Genomic DNA, 18,997 nt, shown 5'->3' with positions numbered 1-18,997 from the left:
CGGTTGCCTCCCTGCCAATGGAGGGGTTTCCCCCCGAAAATACCTATCCCTCTACTTCTACCAGGTCCATAAAATCCAGCGATGCCTGTTGGCGAATCGTGCGGCGGTGGTTGGCCCAGAGTTCGGCGATACGCTCCTGGTTGCACACCTTGCGATCAACATACACTCGGGTATTCAGCTGGCCGATGGGCTTGGCACTGGGGCACTTGCTGAATACAAACTGATTCGAGATCAGGTCCATAAAAGGCCCGGATTTACTGCTGGGCATAATAAACAGCAGCTGTAGCCCCAGGGTTTCAGTCAGGTAACGGATCACTTCCTTGGAGCGGGACTCATCCATTTTGGAGAAGGCCTCATCCACCAGCACCATTTGCAAATGGCTTCCGCTTTCACCAAAGCGGAAGGCCGAAGTGACCGCTGCGGAGCGGATAATATAAGCCGGCGTTTCCAGCTGACCGCCGGAACCGGTGCCGTACTGGCTGAGCGCAATCGGCTCCTTGCCTTCCGGTTCCTTATAGATCTCATAGCTGCGGTAGTTGCGATAGTCGCTGATCCGATCCAGCTCGCGCCGCGCTACCTGCTCGTCTTCACTCAGCAGCATACTCAACAGGCGATCCCGCACCTTGCGGTGCTTGGGAGCCAAGTCCGTGTCGAACAGGCTCTGCTCTTCACCCAGATTCGGCAGTTCAATTACCGCCTTAAAGAAGCTCCAGTACTCCTTGAATTCCGCCACCCACTGGTAGTCGAAACGGAAGCGCTCGCGGTCGGCTCCAAAGCGGTGGTGTTCCAGCTCTTTGTTCAGATCATCCAACACGCGCTTACCATCGTTAATGGACTGGTAAATAGCGTGGCACAAGTGGGTTACAAAAGTGGTGTTAAAGGATTTTTTCAATCCCAGCAATTGATCGTGGCGCTCCACCAGCAGGTTGTTCTTCAGGCGGTTGCGCAGGGTCTCTACCTGATCGCCGAGACCGCTGATCAACTTGAACAAACCATCTTTGTGGCCGCCACTCAAGTCTGGCTCAAATACCAGGGTATCGACGCTGGCACAGGTGGCGTTGTACTCCATCACCGCGCGATCCAACTGGCGACTGTATTTCTCCAGCTGCCCCTGCCAACTTTCGATATCCGCTGAGAAGTCGAAGTTGTCAGCTGCGCGCTCTACCTGCTCATCAGCAGTAACCAGTACTTGCTCGGCATCGAAAGTGGGGTCGATGGCGGTAATACGCCTTACCATTTCCTCGCTGTCACTGGCGGCATCGTCCAGGGACTCAAGCTCGCCAGACAGGGCGTATAAGAGTTTTTCGTTGCTCTTTAATTTCGTTTCCAGGGAGCCAGTCTTGCGCTGCAGATCAGATAACTGCTTTTGATGGTCCTTGAGCTGGGCCTTGAGTTCATCAACCTGCTGCTCGAACTGCTCGAAGTCCTTCAGGTCCAGGTTTTCCAGAGCCCGCTCGGCGCTGCGCCATTCCCGCTGTGCCGCCAGGGCGGAATCCACAATGGACAACAGCTTGATATTCGCCAGTCCGCGCACCGCGTTGGTAACGCGGCGGTAGAGCTGGTGGCGCTCGTTGACGTGGGCGGCCTCTTCCAGCAACTGCTCCATAGCGCGCTGCTGCGCCGCCAGTGCGCGAGCGCGGGCGCCCTGGCCGAACACCAACTCGGCATCGTCCATATCGCAGCGCCACATGCTGTAGTTGCCACTGGCCATACCGTCGGCAGTCAGACCCCGGCGGGTGCCGCGCAGCTCGTGTTCATCCTCCACCTGCACCACGGCACCGTAAGAAGCGCGCAAATAGTGCTCGGCAGTTTTATGGGTGAATTCCATCAGTTCGATAATGGAGCCCGACGGCGTATCCAGGCGCTCCGCATCTCTGCGGGCTTTGTCCCCCTGGATCACGCGGGCGCGGTTGTTGCGCCCGGGCAGGCTGCGCACGATACGAATAGCGCGGGCCTCGTGTTCCGGCTCCACAATAATCGAGAAGCGCGCGCCGCCCAGATAGCCTTCAATCGCCATCTGCCAGCGCTCATCCAGCACTTCCACATAATCACACAGGACGCGGGGCTCCGCTTCAGGGCACTGCTCGCGAATTGCGGCCAGGGCCGCTTCCACCGATTGGGGGTAACGCACGCGGTTGGCCTGGAGATGCTGAATGCGGCTCTCCTGGGTGCGCAGCTGCTTTTGCAGTTGCTGGACTTTTTGCTCCCAGCGGGAGGCCTGCTGGGCAATCTGCTCTTTGGGAGAAACCTCATCACTGGCGCCAGCTTTGCCACTGCTATCCAGCAGATCGAAGAGGCGGTTCTGTAGAGCTTCGCTGCTGGCAGCGCGTTCGCGCAATGGCTCCAATGCAGCCAGATCGATCCAGTCCTTGCCCAACAACTTGTGCAGATCCGGCAGGTCTTCCTCGCGGGCTACCTGCTTAATTGCCTGCACCAGTGCCTTATCGGAGAAGGCGGGAATTTCCAGCTCGGCGGAGGTGGAGTTGAGCAGGTTTAATAATTCTTCAGCGGCCTCGCGGTTCTCGCGCCAGCGGGCCTCTTCGGCAGACATGGGGGTGTGCTGCTGGGACAGCAGGCTCAGGGCATTGTTAATACGCTGTTCCAATTCGTCCTTATTGCGCAGCGCATCGATACCCAGGCGCTGGGCTTGAAGCTCTACCAGCTGGCCATTGAGTTGCTCGACGCGCTCGGAAGCGACGCGCACTTCCCGCTCATTGTTATCCAGATCACTGCGCAGTTTTTTCTGGTCGTTCTTGCCGCTCAGATAACTCTTTTGCACCCGCTGCTGGTGGTGGCGTGCGCACAAATATTCCTGCACCCGCAATTGCAACCACTGCTCCCGGTAGAGCTCTACCGACTGGGCGATGGCCTCCAGGGAACTGACCCGCTCCACAATCTGGCGGGCTTCCTGCTCCATGCTGTGAATGGTTTTCATCAGCTCGGATACGGAGCGGATGGCATCACCCAGATCGCGTTTTTCCAATACTTCCTGGGCGACAAAATCGTTGATGCTTTTTACTGGCTTGTAGGCCATAAAATTGGCAAAAGTGCGCGCGGCGTGCATGGCCTCGCGATCGGAGACCGCATCGCGGCGTCCGCGCAGGGCGCCGTAAAGGCGGCGCAGGTAGGCCTTTTTCTTGTCGTACTGCTCTACTTTTTCGAACTGCTTGCTCAGGACCTGGTTGAATTTATCCAGCGGCAGCAGGTGTTTACCATCGGTGTAATCCCGGACAAAATCCCCCATCACCAACTGCTCGCCGGGGAATACGAAAAAGCGCAAATCACTTTGGCGGGCCTGGGCGGGTTTGCTGCTGGCATCCAGGTGTGCGCGAATACCCATCACTGCAGTAAAAGGCTCAGCATCGTCTTCACCGCTGGTGGGATGGAAAATACCGGCAATGTAACAGTCGGTGGGCTCTACCCGAGCGTAACTGCCGTCGTCACAACCCAGTACATAGGAAGCTAGCGTCCGCACCTGCTTGCCACCCCGCCCGCGCTGGGTGGTTTCATCCTGCCCCGGGTTAAAGGTAAACAGGGTATCGTGGGCGGCGGTCATCAATGTCTGGATAGCATCAGCCGCCGTGGTTTTACCGGAACCGTTGCCACCGGAAAACAAGTTGATCGGGCCGAAATCATATTCCAACTGCGGGATATTGCCCCAGTTAATCAGGATCAGTTTTTTTAGGAACATAGTCTTTTCAAAAAAACGGTCTTTTCAAAAGCAGGGTCTTTTTGCAGGCGGGAAGCCGACACCCCTCTCCGAGGCTCCCGGGTGCGATTTACGCAAACCCGGGCGGTCGAATATTTTCGATTTTTTATAGCCGCTAGTGCGGCCTCTATTTTCAACTAGGAAGCGGCTTCACTCTCAAACAGGCTGTTATCTTCGACTTCTGGAGTGATGCGTTCGAGCGCTTGCTCTTCTTCTGCTTCTTCAGCCTCATCAATTTCATCAGTTTGAATGGCCTCGCTCTCCACTGCGGGCGGGGCTTCGCTGTCGATCAGCTGGTGCAATACCGACTCGCTGACAAAGTGGGCGATGGTCGGGCGTACGCGCAACCAGACTTCCGCACTGGTCTCCACTTCTTCACTGCTGAACTGCACCAGACGCAGCTGGCGCAATTTTTTCAGCAGGTTTTTACGCTCGGCGTGCTTATCCGGCAGGGACATTTTCAGCAGGTTGCGCATGCCCAGTTCCAAGGCTTCCATCGATAGCGCGGCACAGCCGCTCTCATCCACCTGCCCTTCCCGCAGCGCTTTATCGTATTCCACGCGCAGGGCGAGAATCGCGGCCACTTCCTGTTGGCTGAGACGGGCGCGGAAGCCGCCGTGGTGCGGCTCTTCCTGATCCGGCAGTCCCGACACTTCGGCGCCGGGCGGATACACGCGGATAAACTGGAAACGGCTGTCGTGCTGCAAACGCAATCCCAACGGGGCCAACCACTCGCGTACCAGCTGCTCGCAGCGCTGGAAGCGATCGTAAAGCGTGGTTTCGATAACGCTTTCATCCCGGCAGATAACGCCGTAATCCAACAGGCGCACCAGCAGCTCGGAGAATTCACTGCGGTTCAGGCGACACTGCGCCAGGGCCTCTTCCAAAGCCTGTTCAATCACTGTTTTTCAGCTCCAGGATATATTCGTCAAATTCGGTGAAATAATCATTGCTGGCGATTTCACCGGTAAATTTCACCTGCAAGTCGGCGGCACCGCTCTGGTTCACCGCCGCCGCTTCGATCACATGGCTCATAGCGAGCAGATCACGCGCATCGCGCAATGGCAGGTTGCGGCTGTTGATTTGGCGGCCGGTGCCGAGGGCATCACTCAGATAATCGCGCAGGTTACTGTTGTTGAAATTAAACGCCTGGTCGAGCAGTTGTTGCAGCTCGATCTCGCGGCGGTTTTCTTCACCGATGGGGGTTTCATCTTCGACCCGGGTATTCACCGGCTGGCGGCGGTTGCGCTGCCACAGCTGGGTTTGCTTGGGGTCAAACAGGCGCAGCTGGAAGCCGCCTAACTGTTCGCCCAGCTGCTCGAGAATTTGTGTTTTTTGCTGGCTTTCACCGAGACGCTGGCACAGGTCGGCAAATTCACCTTCGGCCTGGCTGTGCAGGTAGCTGAGCTGGCGGATAATAATATCCGCGCGCTTGGTAAAGCCCTGTAGTGCGCGGCGCAAAGCGGGCAACTTCACCTCGCAGGCGCGGCGCATGCGGTCCTCGATGGTGTCGAGCATCAGCCACAGCAGGGACTGGCCCGGTTGCACCAACTCCGGCAGCAGTTGGCGCAGGCGCTTCTCCCACTCCGCTTTCTGCACATCCTCCTTGCGGCGAATGCAGTCAATCACCCGGTTGATGGAATCGCGATGTTTTTCCACGCTGTCCGCAGACAGACGAATAGCCAGGTCCGGTTGGAAGCGGCTCTCCATAAAGGAGAAAAACTCATCGGTGGCCTGCTGCACCAGTAATTGGGCCTCCACTTCTCGCACCATTTCCCGCTTGCGCTCTTCCAGCTCGGCGATCATATCGGTGAAATCCGCCACGATACGCTCGGAGTATTCCCAGGCATCGATCAAGTCGTGGATTTCACCTCGGCTGGCAAAGGCTTCCAGGGCATTTAAGGTGTTGCGGGTATTGCGGTGGCGGGTGCGCACGCGGGTGCCATTCACTTCCACTAGCGGCTGAGTGAAAAGCCGGCCCCGGCGGCTAAACGGATAGGTGGCGGTGAGCGTGGCGCTATCTACCTGCTTCTCCAGCCAACCGAACTCCACCAGGCTGTTCAGTACCCAGACGGCCTGATCACGCAGGTTGCGGAAGCGGCCCTCGGGGTCCTGCACACCGTCCTCGCTGTCGAGTTGGGGCGCGCGGGTCAGGGCCTCGGCAAAAATTTCCAGGATCTGCTCGCGCAGCAGAGACTCACCGTAGTCAGCCTTGGCGGTGTACAGACGCTCATACAAAAGACGCAAGCACTCAACCACCTGCTCGCGGTATTTACCGGTCAGCGGGCGGAAGAAGTGCTGGTAGGAATCGACGAAGAACAACGACTATAGGCCCGCTTATTCCTCTTCCGGCTTTTGGTTGAAGACACAATATTTTGTGTAGTCGCGGGTATCGTCAAAAGTCCACTGCCCTTTGGGAATGCCATCCATTTTCTCGCACCAGGCATCGGAACCCCGTTTGGGCTCACAGCCGGTCAGTGCGATAAGGGCGATAACAGCGCTGGTCAGGACAAATACTTTTTTCATGGTTCGCTTCTACAAATGAAATTCGAATTTCACTTCCCCGGCGGCCGCAATGTGCCAAGCCGGGAAAAATCTATCGGTGTCTCAAGTCTATCCGTGTCTCAGGGTAGGACCGCGCTATTCGCGGCGCCACTTGGTCCCTTCGCGGCTATCCTCAAGCACCACACCTTTGGATTTTAACTCTTCGCGAATCTCATCGGCGCGGGCAAAGTCACGGTTCTTCTTGCTTTGTGCGCGCTCTTCGATCAGTGCTTCAACTTCTTCGGCAGAAATACCTTCATCTCCACCACGGGCCTGTTTGAACCAGGCTTCCGGGTCTTGCTGGAGAATGCCCAGCATATCTGCAGCGGCCAGCAGCAAGCCTTTCAGGCGTGCTTTATCCACCTCATCGGCTTTGTTCAGGTCGCGGGCGATCTGGTGCAATTCGCTGATGGCGATCGGCGTATTCAGATCGTCTTCCAACGCCTTGATAAAGGCGGTGTTGTTAAGATCTACCGCTTCAGCCTCAAGCGCTTGCGTTTCACGCAGTGCGCCATAGAGAGTATCCAGGGTGCGCCATGCCTGATCCAGCAAATCAGCACTGAAATTCAGCTCAGAGCGATAGTGGGCAGACAGCAGTGCGAAACGCAGCACTTCACCGGGGTACTGGCTCAGCAGGTCTTTGACCATGCGGAAGTTGCCCAGGGATTTGGACATCTTTTCGCCATTGATATTCACGTAGCCGTTGTGCATCCAGTAGCGCACAAAATCCACACCATTGGCGCAGCAGCTCTGGGCGCGCTCGTTTTCGTGGTGGGGGAAGGTCAGATCGCGACCGCCGCCGTGAATATCGATAGTGTCACCCAGGTGCTTCTTGATCATGGCCGAGCACTCCAAGTGCCAACCCGGGCGCCCACGACCCCAGGGGCTGTCCCAGCCGGGCTCGTCATCGGCAGACGGCTTCCACAGGACGAAGTCGCCGGCGTACTTTTTGTAAGGTGCCACTTCCACCCGCGCACCGGCGAGCATATCGTCGAGGGAGCGCTTGGACAGCTGGCCGTACTCCTGCATGGATTCCACGGCGAATAGCACATGGCCTTCGGCGGCGTAGGCGTGACCTTTCTCCAGCAGGCTTTCGATCATCGCGACCATTTCCGGCAAGTGCTGGGTGGCGTAGGGGACGATATCCGGCTCCAGGTTATTGAGCGCGGCCATATCCTCGTAGTAAGCCTGGGCATAGCGCGCCGACAGCACGCCGATTTCCTCGCCGTTATCACGCGCGGTCTTCATGATTTTGTCGTCAATATCGGTGATATTGCGCGCGTAAATCACATCGCTGAAATTTCTTTTCAGTACCCGGTACAGGGTGTCGAACACCACCACAGGGCGGGCATTACCAATATGCACGCGGTTGTACACGGTGGGGCCACACACATACATGCGCACCTGATCTTCCACCAGTGGTACGAAGGGTTCTTTCTTCCCGGAAAACGTGTTGTAGACCTGTAGAGACATCTTTTCTCTCGAATTCTTTTTGCTGTGTGGCTGGGCCAGTCATTGACCCAGCCGCGAAAACTGCCGCTCGGGCAGCTCTCCGCTTTGCTATTTGTTTTGCTCTTTGGCCCAGCTGTCTCGCAGACCAATGGTGCGGTTAAACACCGGCGCTTCCGCGCTGCCGTACTTGCTGTCGCGACAGAAGTAGCCGTTGCGCTCGAACTGGTAGCCCTGCTCCGGCTCCGCTTTGGCCAGGCCGATTTCCGCCTTACAGCCTTTTAGGATTTGCAGGTTGTCCGGGTTTACGCAGTCGAGGAAGTTCTTACCGCCGGCATCCGGCGCCGCATCGTTAAACAGGCGATCGTAGAGGCGCACTTCGCAATCGACATTGTTGTCCGCAGATACCCAGTGAATAACGCCCTTTGGCTTAACGCCGTCGGCCGGATCTTTGCCCAAGGTGTCCAGATCAACCGAGCAGATCACCTCAACAATTTCACCGGCATCGTTCTTCACGACTTCTTCAGCAAAGATCACATAGGCGTTGCGCAGGCGAACTTTTTTGCCCAGCACCAGACGCTTGTACTTCTTGTTGGCCTCTTCGCGGAAATCCTCTTTCTCAATATAGAGAGTGCGGCCAAAAGGAAGTTCACGGGCCGGCAGATCATCGCGCACCGGGTGGCCGGGTGCTGACAGCATCTCTTCCTGGCCTTCCGGGTAATTTTTCAGGGTGATCTTCAAAGGCTCCATCACGCACATGGCGCGCGGTGCATTTTTATCCAGATCGTCGCGAATGCTGTATTCCAGCATGCCCACATCGACAACTGAGTCGGAGCGGGTTACACCGATCATCTCGCAGAAGTTGCGAATGGAAGCCGGAGTAAAGCCGCGACGGCGCATACCGGACAGGGTCGGCATGCGGGGATCATCCCAGCCGTCCACATGGCCTTCGTCTACCAGTTGCTTGAGCTTACGCTTGGACACCACGGTGTAGTTGAGGTGCAGGCGTGCAAATTCGTACTGACGCGGGCGTGAAGGCACCGGCAGGTTCTCGATCAGCCAGTCGTACAGGGGCTTGTGGTCTTCAAACTCCAGGGTACAGATGGAGTGGCTGATACCCTCAATTGCATCACACTGGCCGTGAGCGAAATCGTAGCTGGGGTAAATACACCACTTATCACTAGTCTGGTGGTGAGCCATTTTTTTGATGCGATAGATGATCGGATCACGCAGGTTGATATTCGGTGCGGCCATATCGATCTTGGCGCGCAAGCTACACTGGCCCTCTTCCATTTCACCGTTGCGCATCTTTTCAAACAGCGCCAGGTTTTCCTCGGCGGAGCGATCGCGGAAGGGGCTGTTTTTGCCCGGCTCTTTCAGCGTGCCACGATAGTGACGAGCTTCTTCTGCGGACAGGTCGCAGACATAGGCTTTGCCATCTTTAATCAGGTGCAGCGCCCACTCGTACAATTGATCAAAATTATCCGAGGAATATTTGGCCTCGCCATTCCACTCAAAACCGAGCCAGGAGACATCGCGCTTAATCGCATCGACAAACTCTTCCTCTTCCTTGGCCGGGTTGGTGTCGTCAAAGCGTAAATTACAGGTGCCACCGAATTCCTGCGCCAGACCAAAATTCAGACAGATGGACTTGGCGTGGCCGATATGCAGGTAGCCGTTGGGCTCCGGCGGGAAGCGGGTCGCGATCTGCGTAACCCGGCCCTCAGTCAGATCTTCACGGATAAGGTTCTGTAAAAAGTGAGCTGGCTTGCTCTCGGATGTCATAGGATTCTCTTAATTTACAGCTGTGCGAACGTAAACGGCGAATTATAACCTACTTGAGAGACAGAATATCGAATTTGAAGGAGCGCTTTTCATAGAAATTCACTGCAAGCGTTTGATTTTTGTGCAATTGACACAGATATTCCGACACAGCATTTTACAGCTACAGACTACAAGGTATCATGCCGCCCCAAATCAACCCTCATAGGACATTTTATGATCACCCTTCACACAACCCATGGAGATATAGCCATCGAATTGGATTTCGAAAAGGCGCCCAAGACTGCTGCCAACTTCTTGCAGTACTGCCGTGACGATTTCTATACCGGCACTGTCTTCCACCGGGTGATCAACAACTTTATGATCCAAGGTGGCGGCATGACTCCGGACATGCAGCAGAAGGAAACCCGCGATCCCATCGAAAACGAAGCCAACAATGGCTTGAAGAACGACACTGGCACCCTGGCCATGGCCCGCACTATGGACCCGCATTCCGCCAGCTCCCAGTTCTTTATCAATGTTAAGGACAACGATTTCCTGAACTTCCGCAGCGAAGATTCTCAGGGTTGGGGTTACTGCGTATTTGGTAAGGTTGTCGACGGCATGGACGTGGTCAACAAAATCAAAGACGTTAAAACCGGCAGCAAAGGCTTCCACCAGGACGTACCCCTGGAGACTATCGAAATCACCGGTATCAGCATCTCTGACGCCTACGCCGATAAGTAATTCCACGGGTCAGTACCGACTCTAAGGCGGGGACATTGTCTACTTATTTTATTTCTGACTTGCACCTCGACGAAAAACGCCCGGATATTACCCGGGCGTTTTTTGATTTCCTGCACGGGCGAGCTGCCGGTGCTGAGGCGCTATATATTCTCGGCGACTTTTTTGAGGCGTGGGTTGGCGACGACGACGATGCCCCGCTGGCCCGCGAAGTGATTGGCGAGTTAAGTCGCTATAGCGGTACCGGCGTAGAGTTGTACCTGATGCACGGCAATCGAGATTTCCTGCTGGGTACCGACTTCGCCCAGCGCGCGGGAGCCACTTTACTTCAGGACCCGACTGCGTTGTCCCTCGGTAATGAGCGCGTGTTGCTTATGCACGGCGACAGCCTTTGCACCCTCGACAAAGAGTATATGGCGTTCCGCCGCCAGGCCCGGGACCCCAAGTGGCAACAAGAGCTATTGACCAAGTCCCTACAGGAACGCCGCGCTATTGCCGCGCAGATTCGTATGGCATCCAAGAGTATGAACAGCCGCAAGGCCGAAGACATCATGGATGTGACCCAGGAAGAAGTGGAGCGGGTGATGCTTGAGCACAATGTGCATCGACTGATCCACGGCCACACCCACCGGCCCGCCCGCCACGCGTTGACAATCAACGATGAACCGGCGGAACGTGTTGTGCTGGGAGACTGGGATAAGAATGCCTGGTGCCTGAAAGCGGACAACGACTCACTGGAGTTGATTCACTGGCCGATCAGTTAGGAACCGGCGTTTTGGATGAGGCTCTGCTGTTGCTGCACAGCCTCTACCAATTCCCCAAGCGTCTCCCACAAACGCTGTACACCCCCAAATTGAAAACCTTTCCCCCGTAAATAAGTGCAATCCATCACTGCCGGCGGTTTCACTTGTGGCTGGGAAGGTAGCGGTCCCTGCTGTCCGGATATCGATCTTAGAATCTTCACCAACTCGCGACTGCTAACCAGGCAATCACTACAATTTACTGCCCGTCCCCGGGCATCTTCGTGCTCCAGTAAAAGCTCTACCGCCCGCGCCACATCTTCTCCGTGCACTTCCGTTGAAAGCCGGGAAGTTAAATAGGCTTCCCCAGATATCACGGCTCGAGCGATGTCATACCACTTGCTGCGACTTAGTGGACTCACCAGCCCGTAAACTCCAGTTAAGCGCAATGAAACCGCATGCCAGCCACGCTGATACGCCCAAGCAGACAACATGGCTTCCACAGCCGCTTTATAGCCGCCGTAGAAAGTATCCGGCTGAACAACCTGCTCCTCACTTAAAGAACCGCTCAACTTTCCAGTGGCATAAACGGCACGACTGGAAATAAACACAAATTTTTTTACCTTCGCTGCATAGGCGAATCGGATTAATGCCAGGGTTTGATTGAGGTTTACATGTAAAAAACCCTCGAGATCATCCCCCTCCCCATTTCGATAGCGCCCGGGAAGATGCTCGAAAGCCGCATGCACCACCACATCCAGATTGCTGGCGAATGTCTGTAGTGTTTTATCAGAAGTAATATCCCCGACGCTCCACGCCAATCTGGGTGAAGCAATACTGCTAAAAAGAGCTGCTCTTTCCTCCCTGCGCAGTAATGCTCGCACTTCATAGCCCTGCCGCAAAAAATGCCTGACCAGAAATTGCCCCACATAGCCACTGGCGCCAGTAATCCCTATTCTCACAATTCCCTCTCTCGATTTTATTTTCTAAGCACGGGCCAGCTCATCCAGATCAACGGCAATATCTCGCCCTTCGTAAACAGCCCACCACAAGTCGATCAGGGGTTTGAGCTTTTCAACTTTTGAGTGCTGTTTTTGCCAGGGTTTTTCATATTGGTAGTGAATGACATGAATACTGTCCCACTGCCACAGCTGGGGTAAATTCAGGTAGAGGTATTGCAAGGCGTTATAGATATAAGGCAAACCGTGCCAACGAGGGAAAAAGGACTGCAAAAAAGTCTGGTCTGTGCGCCGCCAGAAAACTCCTGGTCGATCCAGTTGCTCAAGCATTTTTTGGTAAGTCGTTTCACTCGGTACCGCAGTAAACAATCCCGAATTCATGCGATGAAATCCATCCAAGTCTTCGTAAAGATTGGGCGCTGCGCAAAATTCCGGATAATTCATCAAGTGATCAATATTGCGCAAAACCAGGGTGTCTGCATCCAGAAAAACAAGCTTATCGAATTGGGTCAATTGCCACAGTGCCAATTTACAAAAGTTATTCAATGGGTCATGGAAAGCGGGCTTACTACCCTTATCAAAGGGCGCGCGCCGGTGCAAAGAATCGCGTTTATGGCGGTGGATAAACTCATCGGAAAAACGAGGCGTATAAACTTCTTTTATCTTACAGCCCGCCGCTTCCAATGGCGCTGCATCACAGCTGTTCGGTGGCACCATACAAATTAACGGATAGGCACTGGCCGTACGATCCAGTGAGTGTTTCAGTGCCTGCGCACCTATTACATAATCCGGACTATTGACCAGGGTCACAAAGGCACATCTTGACATAACAATTGGCTCTACAGTCCCTATACAGCGTTATTTACAGCGGCGGTAGAATATCTTCAGGCCCGCACAATAATCTGTCACACCAGCGACTTACCATTTCCTCTACTTGTTTTTGTTCGAAGCAATTCTCATTGTAGATAAAGCTAGAGCGCAACTTCTTTCCAAAGACAGTAATAGAAAGATAGATGCCATATGGCGTTAAGCGCGTCGCCAGGGGGACAATGCGAATTTTCAAATGGTCATTCAATTTGACCCAGTCGGAAGTTTCACCGGTATAAACTGCAAAAAAACCTTCCCGATGCTCCTCTGTTTGCAGGAAAGTCACCAAGTAGCAATGGGATGCATCGAGGTGATGGCCAATCAGGCCGTGAGGCCCAATTGCATCAGCAGCATAAACCGTGCGCATGGCATATTTTATCTCCGCAGACAGGCGCGTGAGCTTCTCCTGCCAGGACTCATCCCTACAAACCATCAGGTTGACATACCGGCACATGGGGCCAAACACTTCCCGATACTCTCTCTTTAGCCGAAGGGATAAATTGCCATTCATCCAAAAAGAGTGAGGTATGAAATCACATAAAACTTGCTGAAATGCGGCTGCTAGATAAGCGAAGAGGTTCACATTCTCCGAGCTGGCCAATGTCTTTATCTGCTCCAGCTCAATCTCATCTATATGCTGGATTACTTCACTACAAATAACCGAGGTCTCTTCCGATTGAGGCAACTGCTCTATCTCATCTTTTTGGGATTGCAACTTTTTTTGCCAAAGATTTCGCGCCTTATGCCCCCTCGGCGATCTCAGATAGGTATTTTCATAATTTACATAATCAGCAAAGCCTGCAGTTTCCACCCTGGGTTGATAATCCTTACCCTTCGCACTATCCAAATAGTGAGTCAAGGATTCAGACCAGAGCAGTGACAAGCTAATCCCATCGGCAATGATGTGGTGACACTTGGTCAAAAAAATGTATTCATCCTCTCCACTGCGAAGAACACTGAGCCCCAACAATTGATCCTGCGTCAAATCCATTGGCGAGCTGCCAAATTGACGCAAAAAGCTCGTGAAGTGAGTATCACTTAAGTGGCGAATGTCGATGTAGTCCAGCTCAATATCTACAAAGGAGCGGACAGCCGGCTCCCCGCTATAACGACAGCGAAAAATCGGATAGGTGTTTACCACCTCTGAAATAGACTTCTTAAACAGTTCAACATCGAATTTTCCTTTGAAAACCATGGCGCGGGTAATCAGGTCGACCAGATCCTTGCGGTGATGCAAGTCATAAATACGCTGCTCAGTGATCGATAGGGGGACCTGAGTCGATAAACTCCAACCGGTCATTCTGATCTCCAAAAATCATTTGCCCGACATGAGATCACTAATGAGCCTGATAAAACTGCACAAGATCATCGGGAACGTTACTTTTAGAATATACAAAACGGTGAAATGACAACGGCGGTATGCTGAAGGCACAGACAAGATTCTCTTGCTTTAAGTCACCGGCACGATGCATGATCTCTACAAACTATAAGGGGCAGGAGTTCCATCCAGGTGATCAATAACCTGAATAAACGCGTATTGATTCTCGGAGGCTACGGCAATTTTGGCGCACGTATTGCACAAATGCTGAGTTCTGAGCCCAATATCCAACTGATTATTGCCGGCCATAACAAATCGTTGGCCGACCGTTGCGCCCAATCACTCGGTGGCCTCGCCGAGGGGTTACGACTGGAGCGGGACTCCATCAACTTGGCTGCGCAATTGAAAGCCTTGCACCTGGATTTATTGATCCACTGCGCTGGCCCCTACCAGAGAGAAACCGATTACCGGGTGGCCAAAGCCTGCATTGAAGCCCGTACCCCTTACATCGATATTTCAGATGCGCGCCGCTTTGTATGTGATTTTCACCGTCTCTCCCCGGCCGCCGAGGCCGCCGGTATCGCCATGGTATCCGGTGCCAGCAGTCTACCCGGCCTCAGCTCAGCAGCCATAGCTGAGATCCAGAAAGAGCTGCCGGTCATTCACTCTGTACAAGCGGCAATTGCTCCAGCACACAAGGTAGAACGCGGCCTTGCCACCGTGCGCTCCGGTTTTGAAGCGCTGGGGGAGAGCTTCCCCCAATTGCGGGATGGGCGCTGGAGAGAATCATTTGCCGGCAATCACCTGCACTCGGTAACTCTTGCCCATCCAGTGGGAAAACGCTGGCTGTGCGACTTTGAAGTACCCGACCTGGAGTTGTGCCCAAGACACCTGCCAAATTTAAACACAGCACTATTTTCCACGGGGACAGAGCCCCTGATTCTCCAGGCCGGCCTGTCTTTGTGCGCCCAACTCTCGCGCCTAAATTTGCCCGCCACGAGTTCCCGCATCGCACAGATTGCCCATAAATTGAGTGCCCGCTGGCCTGGTGGCAGCTCTCACGGCGGCATGATTGTCCGCGCACTGGGTGAAGATGCTGAGGGTAGGATAGCTGGAAGGCAGTGGCAAATACTTGGAATGGATGGCGATGGCGTCTGGATTCCTGCAGCACCCGCAGTGGCTTTGGCGAGAAAATTCCTTCGCGGTGAAATTTCAGACAGTGGCGCGCGCGCCTGCTGGCAACTATTAAAGCTGGATGAAATTCTGGATGAACTAAAGGATTACTCTATCGTCACTGCCATCGAGTTTTTACCTGCAAAGCAAAATTCACTGCCTGCATTAGCGGCAAGTTAGGGGAAAAAGCCCTTTAGTTGACCTTATCAAGGCAGAACCCTTACAAATGATCTAGGTTCAGTATCGGAACTTTATGTAACGATGCTGAACCTGATTTTATGAGTAGCTCCAACCCCTGGTGCGCCTATTCCGGCCGGAATGGTATAAAGCGCGCGATTATTCCCATTACCGCTCTTATCCTGACCCCATTCTTCTTGGTGCTCACGTTTACAAACAGCGCCTGGTGGCTGGTGGCTCTACTGATTAGCGTTTCACTGGTACTACTGGGAATCTACGATATGCTCCAACCCCATTGGAGCATTACGCGGAACTTCCCGGTTGCCGGCCGCATTCGCTGGATATTCCTGAACCTGCGTCCCTATTTCCGCGCCTATATGGTAGAGGGTGATGAGGAAGGACGCCCTTACAGCATTGAAGCCCGAAGGCTTGTGTATGCCCGCTCCGAAGGTTTTTCTGATATGCATCCGTTCGGCACTGAAAAAGATGTGCAGAGTGAGGAATATACCTGGCTCACTCACTCGGTGAAGCCCGAAAAACATGCAGACACCTCCTGCCGTACTGAAGTGGGCACGGGCCGCTGCAAACAGCCCTACTCCGCCGCCCTGTTAAATATCTCGGCCATGAGCTTTGGCGCTCTGTCCGCCGCCGCAATAGAAGCTTTGAATAAAGGAGCCTCAATTGGCGGCTTCTATCACGATACCGGTGAGGGGGGTATCAGCCCCTATCACCGCAAACATGGCGGCGATCTAGTGTGGGAATTGGGTACCGGTTATTTCGGTGCGCGCAACGATGACGGCAGCTTTAACCCGGATCTATTCCGCGAGGCCTGTAACGACCAGGTTAAAATGACGGAAATTAAATTGAGCCAAGGAGCGAAACCCGGGCACGGTGGAGTATTACCTGGCACCAAAGTAACTCAGGAGATCGCCTCCACCCGGAAGGTTACGCCCGGCCAGGACTGCGTATCCCCCCGCGCGCACTCCATGTTCTCCACCCCCATTGAAATGCTGGAATTTGCCGAACAAATGCGTGAACTGTCCGGCGGCAAACCGGTAGGCATAAAACTCTGTGTAGGGCATATCTACGAGGTGATGGCCATAATGAAGGCCATGCACGAAACCGGGAAACTGGTGGACTTTATTGTTGTAGACGGCGCCGAAGGCGGTACCGGTGCAGCGCCGCTGGAGCTTTCCAACCACGTGGGTATGCCGCTGCTGGAAGGGTTGATTATCGTACGCAATGCCCTGGTGGGGGCGGGCCTGAAAGATAAGGTGAAGCTGGCTGCCAGCGGCAAGGTTTATTCCGCATCCGGACTAGCGCAATGCTTGGCCATCGGCGCCGACTGGTGCAATGCGGCGCGGGCCTTCATGCTTTCCGTAGGCTGTATTCAATCCCAACGCTGCCACACGGATACCTGCCCAACTGGCGTTACCACCCAAGATCCTCGGCGTCAGCGTGGGCTAGTGGTGGATGTGCAAAGCAAGCGAGCGGCGGCCTTCCAGGCAAAAACCCTCGAAGCATTGGAGGATATTGTGGCCGGCGCGGGGCTTACCGACCCCCGAGACCTAAAACCCTATCACATGATTCACCGAATTAATGGCGCAGAATCCAGGCCGATAGATCGTATCTGGCATTTTCTTGACACCAACTCGCTGATCGACGCACCAGAAGATACGCCCTACTGGCACTGGTGGCTGGCCGCACAGGCAGACAGTTTTCAGCCTGCGATCAAGCTCGAAGAGGGCAAGTACGCGTCGATCCGCCGCGCTATTAACCGCTAGCCTCACCCAATCTGTGGAGATTGCTATGCAAACCGTTTCAGAGATTATTGTCGATACACTGGTCAAGGCCGGCGCCAAACGGTGCTACGGCATTGTCGGCGATACCATCAATCACTTTACATCAGCGGTACGCACTTCCGACTTGGAGTGGATACATGTGCGTCATGAGGAAGTGGGCGCTTTCGCCGCTGGGGGGGAGTCTTACCTTACCGGTGAGCTGAGTGTCTGCGCCGGGACTGCCGGACCCGGCAGCCTGCACTTTATCAACGGCATTTTTGAAAGCCATCGCAATGGCGCCCCGGTGGTACTGATTGCATCCCGCATCGACCGTGCGGAACAGGGGTTCGGCTATCCACAGGAAGTGGACCAGCAAAAACTCTACGAACAGTGTTCGGTCTTCTGTGAAACCATGACCCACCCGGAGCAAGCCCGTCGAATGATTGTGCAGGCGGCACAAACTGCGCTTACTCGCGGTGGTGTCGCGGTGGTGCAAATTAGCGGCGACTTGTTCAAGGAGAAGACCAAAGACAGTCTGCCCTGGTCGGTACATCGCCCTGAATGGCTAGCGCGTCCGTCTGACTCTGAGCTCGACGCCCTGGCAAAGAAAATCAACGCCGCAAAAAATATCACTATTTACGGCGGTATCGGCTGCCGTCACGCTCACGATGAAGTAGTAAAACTGGGACAGCACCTGGCCGCTCCTATCGCCCACACCACCAAGTCGAAAGAGTTTCTCGAATACGACAACCCCTGCCATGTGGGCATGACCGGGATTCTCGGCAATCCCGCGGGCTACCGGGCCATGGAGACTTGTGACCTGTTACTGTGTCTGGGTACCGATTTTGCCTACACCCAGTTCTACCCGAAAAAAGCCACCATTATTCAAATTGATGCGGAAGCGCCGCACCTGGGGCGACGCGCTCCTGTGGATATGGGCCTGGTAGGGCATGTGGGGCCCACCATTGAAGCCCTCTTGCCCCGATTAAAGGCCCGCACCGATAGCACCTTCCTCGATGACCTTCTCGAACGATACAAAAAAGATCGGGAAGAGATGAAGAGCCGCGGCAAAGAGAAAGACCCCAGCCTGATCCACCCTCAATTTGTCGCCCAGACGCTCAACAAGCTGGCCGATGAGGATGCCGTATTCACCGCCGATGGCGGCGCCTGTATGGTTTGGATGCTCCGCGACCTCACTGCCAACGGCAAACGCTCATTTCTCACCAGCCTTTCCCACGGCACCATGGCCAACGCCTACCCCCAAGCCCTGGGCATGGCCAAAGCCTATCCCGGGCGCCAGGTCATCGCTATGTGCGGCGACGGTGGTATGACCATGTTAATGGGAGACCTGTTGACACTGGTGCAAGAAAAAATCCCATTAAAAGTCCTGGTATTTAACAATAACTCCCTCGGCTTCGTAGAGATGGAGCAGCGCATTGAGGGGCTTCTCGACAGCTATACCGACTTACATAACCCGGACTTCGGCCGCGTTGCCGAAGCTTGTGGCATCAGTGGTGCCAGTATCGAGAGTGCGGATCAGCTTGAGGAAAGTATGAAGCGCTGGCTCGCCACTGACGGGCCGGCACTACTCAGCGTACCGACGAACCGCGTGGAGCTGGTGATGCCGCCGGAAGTTACAGCGCAGCAAGTCACCTCCACCGCACTGTTCGGACTTAAGGCAATACTCAACGGCCGCGCCGATGAGGTGGTAGATCTTTTGCGAGACAATTTCCTGCGCTGAGACTTTTTAGCAGGCCACAACAAAAGGTTTGTGC

Annotated in this window: 14 protein-coding genes; 5 read left to right on the top strand and 9 right to left on the bottom strand. The window is 54.5% G+C overall.

Going from position 1 to position 18,997, the window contains the following annotated elements:
• Nucleotides 1-43 precede the first annotated feature (43 nt).
• From ACJJIR_RS07440 to ACJJIR_RS07415, 6 genes are all read right to left on the bottom strand, one after another.
• Nucleotides 44-3,691: an ATP-binding protein gene (locus ACJJIR_RS07440; protein ID WP_444907853.1), complete on the bottom strand. Its 3,648-nt coding sequence runs from the start codon at nt 3,689-3,691 to the stop codon at nt 44-46.
• A 155-nt stretch (nt 3,692-3,846) separates the two neighbouring features.
• Entirely contained in the window at nt 3,847-4,611 is a 765-nt protein-coding gene (locus ACJJIR_RS07435; RefSeq protein ID WP_444907852.1) for a DUF4194 domain-containing protein, read from the bottom strand.
• Entirely contained in the window at nt 4,604-6,031 is a 1,428-nt protein-coding gene (locus tag ACJJIR_RS07430) for a Wadjet anti-phage system protein JetA family protein (protein WP_444884476.1), read from the bottom strand. The genes ACJJIR_RS07435 and ACJJIR_RS07430 overlap by 8 nt, the downstream gene beginning before the upstream one ends.
• Nucleotides 6,032-6,046: 15 nt before the next feature.
• Nucleotides 6,047-6,235, bottom strand: coding sequence for a DUF3012 domain-containing protein (locus tag ACJJIR_RS07425; protein ID WP_108733723.1), 189 nt, complete (start codon nt 6,233-6,235; stop codon nt 6,047-6,049).
• A gap of 114 nt (nt 6,236-6,349) precedes the next feature.
• Nucleotides 6,350-7,726, bottom strand: coding sequence for a cysteine--tRNA ligase (gene cysS / locus ACJJIR_RS07420; RefSeq protein WP_444907851.1), 1,377 nt, complete (start codon nt 7,724-7,726; stop codon nt 6,350-6,352).
• An 87-nt stretch (nt 7,727-7,813) separates the two neighbouring features.
• Entirely contained in the window at nt 7,814-9,487 is a 1,674-nt protein-coding gene (locus tag ACJJIR_RS07415; RefSeq protein WP_444907850.1) for a glutamine--tRNA ligase/YqeY domain fusion protein, read from the bottom strand.
• A 213-nt stretch (nt 9,488-9,700) separates the two neighbouring features.
• On the opposite strand from ACJJIR_RS07415, the gene ACJJIR_RS07410 reads away from it, so the two are divergent.
• Both ACJJIR_RS07410 and ACJJIR_RS07405 read left to right on the top strand, forming a co-directional pair.
• Entirely contained in the window at nt 9,701-10,210 is a 510-nt protein-coding gene (locus tag ACJJIR_RS07410; protein ID WP_444897777.1) for a peptidylprolyl isomerase, read from the top strand.
• A gap of 35 nt (nt 10,211-10,245) precedes the next feature.
• Nucleotides 10,246-10,971, top strand: a complete 726-nt coding sequence (locus ACJJIR_RS07405; protein ID WP_444907849.1) for a UDP-2,3-diacylglucosamine diphosphatase — start codon at nt 10,246-10,248, stop codon at nt 10,969-10,971.
• On the opposite strand, the gene ACJJIR_RS07400 is transcribed toward ACJJIR_RS07405, so the two are convergent.
• From ACJJIR_RS07400 to ACJJIR_RS07390, 3 genes are read right to left on the bottom strand one after another with little or no spacing between them, the layout of a single operon-like run.
• Nucleotides 10,968-11,909, bottom strand: a complete 942-nt coding sequence (locus ACJJIR_RS07400) for an NAD-dependent epimerase/dehydratase family protein (protein ID WP_444907848.1) — start codon at nt 11,907-11,909, stop codon at nt 10,968-10,970. The two genes, ACJJIR_RS07405 and ACJJIR_RS07400, sit on opposite strands and share 4 nt — an antisense overlap.
• A 24-nt stretch (nt 11,910-11,933) precedes the next feature.
• On the bottom strand, nt 11,934-12,734 hold the full coding sequence (locus tag ACJJIR_RS07395) for a glycosyltransferase (RefSeq protein WP_444907847.1): 801 nt from the start codon (nt 12,732-12,734) through the stop codon (nt 11,934-11,936).
• A gap of 34 nt (nt 12,735-12,768) precedes the next feature.
• Entirely contained in the window at nt 12,769-14,073 is a 1,305-nt protein-coding gene (locus tag ACJJIR_RS07390) for a condensation domain-containing protein (protein ID WP_444907846.1), read from the bottom strand.
• Nucleotides 14,074-14,283: 210 nt separating this feature from the next.
• On the opposite strand from ACJJIR_RS07390, the gene ACJJIR_RS07385 reads away from it, so the two are divergent.
• The 3 genes from ACJJIR_RS07385 to ACJJIR_RS07375 all read left to right on the top strand — a co-directional run bounded on the left by ACJJIR_RS07385 (nt 14,284) and on the right by ACJJIR_RS07375 (nt 18,963).
• Nucleotides 14,284-15,444, top strand: a complete 1,161-nt coding sequence (locus ACJJIR_RS07385; RefSeq protein WP_444907845.1) for a saccharopine dehydrogenase family protein — start codon at nt 14,284-14,286, stop codon at nt 15,442-15,444.
• A 98-nt stretch (nt 15,445-15,542) separates the two neighbouring features.
• Entirely contained in the window at nt 15,543-17,225 is a 1,683-nt protein-coding gene (locus ACJJIR_RS07380; RefSeq protein ID WP_444897783.1) for an FMN-binding glutamate synthase family protein, read from the top strand.
• Between the two features lie 25 nt (nt 17,226-17,250).
• Nucleotides 17,251-18,963, top strand: a complete 1,713-nt coding sequence (locus tag ACJJIR_RS07375; protein ID WP_444897784.1) for a thiamine pyrophosphate-dependent enzyme — start codon at nt 17,251-17,253, stop codon at nt 18,961-18,963.
• Nucleotides 18,964-18,997: the final 34 nt, after the last annotated feature.

This window comes from Microbulbifer maximicatervae (SeqCode), assembly GCF_052467385.1.
Note: the sequence above shows the minus strand (reverse complement) of the source record. Positions and strands in the feature narration are given on the sequence as shown.

Bases quoted from the DNA above. Each gene is read 5' to 3' on its own strand.
- ACJJIR_RS07440 (WP_444907853.1), bottom strand. From the start codon at position 3,691: ATGTTCCTAAAAAAACTGATCCTGATTAACTGGGGCAATATCCCGCAG.
- ACJJIR_RS07425 (WP_108733723.1), bottom strand. From the start codon at position 6,235: ATGAAAAAAGTATTTGTCCTGACCAGCGCTGTTATCGCCCTTATCGCA.
- cysS (WP_444907851.1), bottom strand. From the start codon at position 7,726: ATGTCTCTACAGGTCTACAACACGTTTTCCGGGAAGAAAGAACCCTTC.
- ACJJIR_RS07415 (WP_444907850.1), bottom strand. From the start codon at position 9,487: ATGACATCCGAGAGCAAGCCAGCTCACTTTTTACAGAACCTTATCCGT.
- ACJJIR_RS07410 (WP_444897777.1), top strand. From the start codon at position 9,701: ATGATCACCCTTCACACAACCCATGGAGATATAGCCATCGAATTGGAT.
- ACJJIR_RS07395 (WP_444907847.1), bottom strand. From the start codon at position 12,734: ATGTCAAGATGTGCCTTTGTGACCCTGGTCAATAGTCCGGATTATGTA.
- ACJJIR_RS07390 (WP_444907846.1), bottom strand. From the start codon at position 14,073: ATGACCGGTTGGAGTTTATCGACTCAGGTCCCCCTATCGATCACTGAG.
- ACJJIR_RS07380 (WP_444897783.1), top strand. From the start codon at position 15,543: ATGAGTAGCTCCAACCCCTGGTGCGCCTATTCCGGCCGGAATGGTATA.
- ACJJIR_RS07375 (WP_444897784.1), top strand. From the start codon at position 17,251: ATGCAAACCGTTTCAGAGATTATTGTCGATACACTGGTCAAGGCCGGC.